The 6,802-nt window shown below is 63.5% G+C and carries 6 protein-coding genes; 2 read left to right on the top strand and 4 right to left on the bottom strand.

Translation table 11 applies throughout. The features are described 5' to 3' along the window. Window positions 1-81 precede the first annotated feature (81 nt). Window positions 82-1,443 (bottom strand): TolC family protein, encoded by a 1,362-nt coding sequence (locus tag GTP69_RS20165; protein ID WP_161056520.1) that lies wholly within the window; start codon window positions 1,441-1,443, stop codon window positions 82-84. A gap of 253 nt (window positions 1,444-1,696) precedes the next feature. On the opposite strand from GTP69_RS20165, the gene GTP69_RS20160 reads away from it, so the two are divergent. Together GTP69_RS20160 and GTP69_RS20155 are read left to right on the top strand one after the other, a co-directional pair. Next, complete coding sequence (locus GTP69_RS20160; protein WP_161056519.1) at window positions 1,697-2,407, top strand: acid phosphatase; 711 nt, start codon at window positions 1,697-1,699, stop codon at window positions 2,405-2,407. Window positions 2,408-2,510: 103 nt separating this feature from the next. After that, window positions 2,511-3,623, top strand: a complete 1,113-nt coding sequence (locus tag GTP69_RS20155) for a DegT/DnrJ/EryC1/StrS family aminotransferase (protein WP_161056518.1) — start codon at window positions 2,511-2,513, stop codon at window positions 3,621-3,623. Here the strand turns inward: GTP69_RS20155 and GTP69_RS20150 are convergent. The 3 genes from GTP69_RS20150 to GTP69_RS20140 form a co-directional block, all read right to left on the bottom strand. After that, the gene (locus GTP69_RS20150; protein WP_161056517.1) at window positions 3,549-4,937 is read right to left on the bottom strand and encodes an ATP-binding protein; all 1,389 of its coding nucleotides are present in this window, start codon (window positions 4,935-4,937) and stop codon (window positions 3,549-3,551) included. The two genes, GTP69_RS20155 and GTP69_RS20150, sit on opposite strands and share 75 nt — an antisense overlap. Next, window positions 4,930-5,589, bottom strand: coding sequence for a response regulator transcription factor (locus tag GTP69_RS20145; protein WP_161056516.1), 660 nt, complete (start codon window positions 5,587-5,589; stop codon window positions 4,930-4,932). Before GTP69_RS20145 ends, GTP69_RS20150 begins: the two co-directional genes overlap by 8 nt. A 183-nt stretch (window positions 5,590-5,772) precedes the next feature. Beyond that, window positions 5,773-6,798 carry a YncE family protein gene (locus GTP69_RS20140; RefSeq protein ID WP_161056515.1) on the bottom strand — a complete coding sequence of 342 codons (1,026 nt, stop codon included), beginning with the start codon at window positions 6,796-6,798 and terminating at the stop codon, window positions 5,773-5,775. Window positions 6,799-6,802 lie beyond the last annotated feature (4 nt).

Raw genomic sequence — 6,802 nt, 5'->3', positions numbered from 1 at the left:
CGCTGCCGGCGCGCTGGCTGTACCACCAGGCGCCACCAGCGGCGGCCAGCACGACGGCCGCCAGCATCAATTTATTCCGGGTCATGGTTTAACGCTTTCAAGTTGGGTCATATCGATGCCGAGCAGCGTGCGCAAGGCCACGCGCTGCTCCATTACCGCCTGCTGCAGGGCGACTTGCTCCAGTTGCTTGGACAACAGCGCTGAGCGCGCGGTGGCGTAGGCCAGCGCATCGGCGTCGCTGGCGCGGAACGCCTGCTCGCTGCGCGCCAGGGCGGCCGCCAGCGCGCGCAGATCGGCCTCCAGCCTGGCGCCCTGCGCCTGGTTCAAGGCTTGTTCGTCGAGGATGCGCCGCACATCGTTGCGCGCGGCCTGCACCCGCACCTGGTACTCGTCGTACGCCTTGCGCCGGGTGGCCTGTTCAATCGCGATATTGCCGCGGTTGCGATTGAGGAAAGGCAGCGACATATTGATGCCGATGCCGCTGGAATACACGTTGCTCGAATCGCGCGCGCGCGTAAAACCCAGGTTCAGCGCCGGGAATTGCGCCAGCAGCGCGCCACGGTAGCGCTGGTCCTGCGCCTGGTAGGCGGCCTGCAAGGCCAGCAGATCCGGCCGGCGCTGCGCGATACCGTCCAGCGCGGCGCCCACCAGTTGCGTGTCGAGCTGGCCGAGACCGCTGTCGTCGCGTAGCACCAGGGCCGTCTCCGGCGCAAGTCCCAGCAAGGCGTTGAGATCGTGTGCGGCCTGGTTTTGCAGTTTCATCAGATCGAAACGCTGGCGGTCGACATCCTGCAGCGCGGTCAGGTTCGGGGTGACGGCGTCACTGTTGAGCAGATTGCGGTCGAGCGCCTGGCGGGTGCGCTGGTAGCGGTCGGCGAACAGCTGGCGCGTCTGGTCCAGGATCGCCAGTTGCCGGCGTCCCTGCACCAGCTTGACGAACAGCAGTTGCGCTTGCGAAGCCACCTGCCACTCCTGCCACAGCAGCGTCAAGTCGGTCTTGTCGGCGTCGCGCTCAGCGGCGCCATGCAGCGCGCCGTGCGTCAGCAGGCTGGTGATGTCGTAGCTCAGCCCCAGGCTGAACGCCTTGGTGCCGCCGGCGCCGACACTGTTGGACAGGTCGCGGCTGAGGGCCAGTTGTGGATCGGGCAGCAACCCGGCGGAAAACGATTGCGCATGGGCGATCGCCGCATCGTCGCGCACCAGCCGCAGGTCGGGATTGTTGACCACCGCCAGCATCGCCACTTCCACGATGTCCAGTCCGTCGGCCGGATCGAAGCGGTGCGCCGCCATCGGCGCGAATGGCAGACTGCGGGTATCGACCACCAGGCCGGCCGGCCGGCCCTCCTGCAATGGCAACGGCTGGTAGCTGGCGCAGGACGACAGCAACAGCCCGGCGAGCAGCAATGAGGGCCGCCACAGCGGAAGATTCAAGGGTTTCGGCATTCACGGGTCCTGGCCTGGAGAGTAACGTGCTCAGCTTAAAGTCCCGATAATTAATCCCGCATTAAGTGTGTGCCAGGGTTTCGGCATGATGTAATCCGGTTGGCGCTGCACAGCGGCGGCCTCGATATCGAAGCGATTGCCACCTTCATTTTGAGATCATTTTGCGTCAGTAGTATTACGGCGGCGGCATACACCGCATGTCCTGCGCGGCCTAGGCGGCGCAGATCGTCACCTCTCAAGCCACCTACACCCTATGAAAATGCTTGCCGTTCCCGCTGTTATCCTGGCAGCCCTGTGTATCACCAACGTCTCGGCGCGCGAGGCGTATTTCGTCGGCGCCGACCAAACCCGGCCCGACTTGATCCCGAAGGCGCCGGCCGCGCCGGGTACTGCCGAGTCCAATGCCGAACTTGCGGAGTTGCACCGCATTCAAGCGGCCCGCACGCCGGCCCAGGCGGCACAGGCGATGTCGGACGCCAAAAATGAAACCATGTTCCTCTACGCGGACGTGCTCGGTCCTCGCTTTGCGCCGGCGACGCTGCCGCTGACGGCAGCCCTGGCCGACCACGTCAAGAATGACCACGGCGCCAACGCCGGTCCGGCCAAGCAGTATTTTCACCGCATGCGGCCGTACAACCTCGATACCACGCTGCACGCGATTTGCGGCGCCAAATCCAGCGATGATTCGTATCCCAGCGGCCACGCCACCGCCGGCTACATGGCCGGCCTGGTGCTGATCGAGATGGTGCCGGAACAACGCGATGCGATCCTGGCGCGGGCCGACGACTATGCGCGCCAGCGCCTGGTCTGCGGCGTGCACTACCGGAGCGATATCGAAGCCAGCAAGGTGCTGGCCTACGCCGCCCACGCGCTGATGGATGCCAACCCGGCGTTCAAGGCGGAGCGCGACGCCGCCACCGCCGAGCTACGGCAGGCGCTGGGCTTGCCGCAGCTGCGGCCGTAACCGCCGTCCACGCTGCATGCCGTAGATCGGCGGGCAGACCACGCTTTGCTGTCGCAGGCTGCTAATATGGCGTTTTGATAGATGCTACGAAGGCGGTTGTTGCATGCTGAATTTCTCTCAACCTTTAATTTCTGAAGACACCATCGCAGCCATGGTGGCCACCATGCGCAGCGGCTGGATCGCCAGCGGCCCGCGCGTTGTGGAATTTGAATGCCTGTTGTCTGCAACGTTCAACCATCGCCCTACGCGCGTGCTGACCTCAGCCACCGGCGCCATGGAAATCGCCCTGCTGGCGTGCGGCATTGGTGCGGGGGATGAAGTCATCACGTCGACGCAGAGCTTCTTTTCCACCATGAACATGATTGTCAAGGTCGGCGCCAAACCCGTCTTTGTCGATTGCGATCTGGTGACGCGCGCGATCGATTTGCAGCAGGTTGAAGCGGCCATTACGCCCAACACCAAGGCGATTGTGCCGACCCACTTCCCCGGCGCGCTGGGCGATATGGATGCCCTGTATGCGCTGGCGCGCCGCCACCGTCTGCGCGTCATCGAAGATGCTGCGCTGGTCCAGGGGTCGGAATGGCAGGGACGCGCCATTGGCAGCTTCGGTGACATCGCAACGTTTTCCTTCCATCCCAACAAAAATATGACGACCATAGAAGGTGGCGCCATCGTCGTTGCCGACGAAGCAACTGCGCGCCTGGTCGAAACGCTGCGCTTCCACGGCATCACACGCCGCCCTGACGACACCCGCGATGTCAGCGTGGCAAGCGGAAAATACAATATGTCGGATGTCTCGGCTGCAATCGGCATCGCGCAGTTGCAGCAGCTTCCCGCTTTTCTCGCACAGCGGCGCCAGCTCGCAGACCGCTACTTCGAAGTCTTCCCGACGATCGCGGACGCCGTGCTGCCGCCCCAGGGCGTGCCCGGACAGAGCTGGAATATGTTTTGCGTCCTGCTGCCATACCAGCACCTGCATACCACACGCAATGCGTTCCGGGCGGCGCTGCGCGAACGTGGCATCGCGACCGGGCTGTCGTATGAACCTTCCCACCTGACTTCGCTTGGACTGGGACTTGGGTACCACGCCGGGCAATTCCCGAATGCCGAACGGATCGGCGAGCAGACGATAACGCTGCCGCTACACTGCGGCATGACTACCGCCGACGTCGACCGCGTCTGCGCCGCCATTGCGGACGTGCTGGCGCCAGGCTAAGCCGAAGCGCACCCGCACACTCAGGCCGCCGAGGCGTTCGCTGCGGCCGAGGCGAATGCTGCCGTGGTGGCGCTGCGCCACCTGCCGCACGATGGACAAGCCCAGGCCGCTGCCCGGCAAGTCATGGCCCACGCAGCGGAAAAACCGGTCGAAGACGCGCGCATGCTGGTCGGCTGGAATGCCGGGGCCGCTGTCCTCGACGCAGAAATCGATGTACCCGTCGCCGGCAATGATTTCCACATCCACCTGGCCACCCGCCGGGGTGTAGCGGATGGCGTTGTCGATCAGATTGCGCGCCAGCAGCTTGAGCTGGTCGGCATCGCCCGGCGCCGCGCCGGCGCCGCTGCCGGCCATGCCCAGATCGATCTTTCTGGCCTGCGCAAACGGCAGCAGCGCCAGCACGACCTCGCGCGCGGCCGCCGCCAGGTCCACCGGCCGGAAGGCGGCCTGCTCGCCTTCCGCTTCCAGCTTGGATACCATCAGCAGCTGCTCCACCAGATGCCCGGTACGGCGGATGCTGGTCTTCAGATCGTCGAGGGCGGCGTGCCGCTGCGCAGGTCCCAGCGCGTGTTCGACCAGCTGCGCCTGAATTTGCAGCGTGGTCAACGGCGTGCGCAACTCGTGCGATGCGTCGGCAATGAAGTTGCGCTGCTGTTCCAGCGCACCACCGAGGCGCGTCAGCAAGGTGTTGAGCGCGCGCGTCAGCGGCACGATTTCCGCCGGCTGCTGCGCTTCCTGCAACGGCGCCAGCGAACTGGAATTGCGGCGGTCGAGCTCCCGCGACAGCCGGCTCAGCGAACGCAGGCCGCGGTTGACGCAGAAGGGAATAAAAAACGCGATCACCGGAATGAACAGCAGCAGCGGCACCACGCGGTGCAGCGCCTCGTCCTTGGCGATTTCCTTGCGCGCCGAGATCGATTGGGCGATCTGGATCAGGTTGCCATCGGCATAGCGGATGAAGGCCTTCCAGCGGTCGCCGCCCCAGGGCTGGATGCTGAAGCCGGTTTGCGTAAATTGCGGCAAGATCAAATCGGGATGCGAATGGTAGATCAGCCGGTGCTCGCTGTCCCAGATTTGCAGGATGAAATCGTCGCGCCGATGGCGCAGCTCGACATTGATGTGGCTGAGGTCCGCATGCTGCAGATCGGCCGGCAGGCCGACGGCGATCTGCCGCAGCCGGCTGCTTTCCTGGTCGCGCAGCGTGATGCGGTCGAGTCCGTAGGTCACCAGCGCGAACGCGGCGCTCAGCAGGAACAGGCTGGACAGCAGCCACACCAGCAGGCTGCGCTTGATGGAGAAGTACGCTTTACTCATCGGCAAGCAGATAGCCGATGCCGCGAATATTGTGCACAAAATCGGGCGACAACTTCTTGCGCAGCTTGTGGATGTGGACTTCGATGGTGTTGCTTTCCACTTCATCGTTCCAGCCGTAGATGCGCTCGATCAGCTGGCTGCGCGACAAGGGCACGCCCGGATTGCTCATGAGGGCGGCCAGTAGCGCCAGTTCGCGCGCGCCAAGCACCACGTGCCTGCCTTGGTAGTGGACTTGCTGGGTGGACGGGTCGAAGGTAATGCCGGCATGCCTCAGCACCGGGCTGACCTGCTGCTTGTTGCGGCGTAATAAAGCCCGTATCCGCGCCGCCAGTTCGTTCAGGTCGAACGGCTTGTCGAGGTAGTCGTCGGCGCCGGCGTCCAGGCCTTCAATCCGGTTGCGCACGGCGTCGCGCGCCGACAGCACGATCACCGGCGTATTGTTGCCGGTCGCCCGCATGCTGCCGAGCACCGCCAGCCCCGATTTGCGCGGCAAGCCGATGTCGAGCAGAACCGCCAGGTAGTCGGCGGCGAACAACGCGGTTTCGGCGCTGAGACCATCCTGAACCCAGTCGACCACAAAACCAAAACCATCCAGTCCGGAACGAATGCTTTTCCCGAGCGCTGGATCATCTTCCACCAACAACAAACGCATGTCTTCTCCATGTAAAACATGAAGATAATACCCACCGTTTATTACAATGGAATTACCTCATAATATTCTATTCAATTGAATTATTATCTCTTAATGATATTTAATTCTATTTCTTTAATGCCGATTTAATGATGCATATGATCGGCGCCGCGCGACAAATGCCGGCGGCGCCGAACAGGTTAATTAATTAACCTTAAATACCTGCAAACCCGCCTGCGGCGCCTGCACGCCCTTGGTATGCACGACGTAGAACTGTTTCAGCGACGGTACATACACCGAGGTTTTGCCGCCCAGCGTGTCGACATGCTGGAGCAGGCGGTAGGTATCGGGATTATCCTGCGCAAACACGTCGACGCCGTCGGCGCCGGACACGATCAGGCGCTGGGCGACCGGGTCGTAAGTCATATCGTCCGAGATGTTGACGGTGCCGAAAGTGCCGACCAGCTTGCCGCTGTCCGGATCGACCACGAACATGACGCCGGGATTGCGCGCGCCGACGAACAGGCGGCGGTGCAGGGCGTCGAAGCCCATCGCCGCATTGCCGGTCAGGCCGGGGAAAGTCCAGCTGGCGGTCACGCTGCGGCTGGCCAGGTCGACGACTGCCACCTGGCTTTTATCGCGCAGGTTGACGTACAGGCGGTTGCGCTGCACATCGAGCTGCATGCCCTTGATAACTGCCGCCTGCACCGGGATCTCGCCGACCACTTCCCGCGTGTCGACCGAAATCACGCTGATCACCGAGTTGTCGGCCTTCAGCGCCTTGCCGCCGTTGCCCAGGTAGATCAACCGGGTGCGCGCATCATAGACGCCGAAATCCGCGCCCGGGCGCAGGGTAATGCGCTTGATCAGGTGGAAATCGCTGGCGTCCAGCACATCGCAATAGCCGTTGCGGGCGTCGGCCACAAACAGCGCGTTCTGGTCGGCGATGTATTCCAGCATGTGCGGGCCCTGCACCGTGCCGGTCACGCTGTGCAGGTGCTTGCCGCTGGACAGTTCGAAGACTTCGATCGACTGGTACACCTCGCTCGGCACGAACAGGCGATTTTTCGCCAGGTCGACCGCGAAATGGTCGAAGTCGCCGCCGGTGACGGCCGGCAGCGGCGTCTGCGCCACTAGTTCCAGCGGCGGTGCCGCGCTGGCGGAGCCGCCGGACAGGAGGGCCAGCATGGACAGGCAGGCGATGGTGGATTTTTTCAGGATATGCATCATGGAT

Source organism: Duganella levis (genome assembly GCF_009857605.1).
Lineage (GTDB): Bacteria > Pseudomonadota > Gammaproteobacteria > Burkholderiales > Burkholderiaceae_D > Rugamonas > Rugamonas levis.
The sequence above is the reverse complement of the archived record's forward strand: the minus strand, read 5'-3'. Positions and strand labels throughout refer to the sequence as shown.